The sequence below is a fragment of the Ruegeria sp. AA6 genome, from assembly GCF_056542865.1.
The window spans coordinates 1-1,154 of sequence record NZ_JBQGAN010000074.1; the positions used below are offsets into that span (position 1 = coordinate 1).

Sequence of the window (1,154 nt, forward strand, 5' to 3'; positions counted from 1 at the left end):
ACGCCGGCGCCGACGGTGCGGCCACCTTCGCGGATTGCGAAGCGCAGGCCGTTTTCCATCGCGATGGGCGCGATCAGCTCAACGCCGAACGACACGTTGTCGCCGGGCATGACCATCTCGGTGCCTTCGGCCAGGGTCACGGTGCCGGTCACGTCAGTCGTACGGAAGTAGAACTGCGGACGGTAGTTCGCGAAGAACGGGGTGTGACGACCGCCTTCTTCCTTGGTCAGGATGTAGGCTTCGGCTTCGAACTTGGTGTGCGGTGTAACCGAACCCGGCTTACACAGAACCTGACCACGCTCAACGCCGTCACGGTCAACACCACGCAGCAGCGCGCCGATATTGTCGCCCGCTTCACCGCGGTCCAGCAGCTTGCGGAACATTTCAACGCCGGTGCAGGTGGTTTTCGCGGTGTCACGGATACCGACGATTTCGATCTCGTCGCCAACGTTGATCACGCCACGCTCAACACGACCGGTCACAACGGTACCACGACCCGAGATCGAGAACACGTCTTCGATCGGCATCAGGAACGGCTGGTCAACAGCGCGCTCAGGCGTGTCGATGTAGTCATCAACAGCCGCCATCAGTTCCTTGATTTTCTCTTCGCCGATTTCCGGGTTGTTGCCTTCCATCGCGGCCAGAGCCGAACCTGCAACGATCGGAATATCGTCGCCGGGGTATTCGTAGCTGGACAGCAGTTCGCGAACTTCCATCTCAACCAGTTCCAGCAGCTCTTCGTCGTCAACCTGATCCACTTTGTTCAGGAACACGACCATCTTCGGGATGCCAACCTGGCGGCCCAGCAGGATGTGCTCGCGGGTCTGCGGCATCGGGCCGTCAGCGGCGTTCACAACCAGGATCGCGCCGTCCATCTGCGCAGCACCGGTGATCATGTTCTTGACGTAGTCGGCGTGGCCGGGGCAGTCGACGTGCGCATAGTGACGCGCGTCGGTCTCATATTCCACGTGGGCGGTCGAGATGGTGATGCCGCGCGCTTTCTCTTCCGGCGCACCGTCAATCTGGTCATACGCTTTGAAGTCACCAAAATACTTGGTGATCGCTGCGGTCAGCGTGGTTTTGCCGTGGTCAACGTGGCCAATCGTGCCGATGTTGACATGCGGTTTTGTACGCTCAAACTTTTCCTTTGCCAT

General features: G+C 59.7%; 1 protein-coding gene. It reads right to left on the reverse strand.

The features are described 5' to 3' along the window. Nucleotides 1–1,154 (reverse strand): elongation factor Tu (tuf, locus tag ACR0LN_RS23920; RefSeq protein WP_480433237.1); only part of this gene is annotated, 1,154 nt, incomplete at both ends.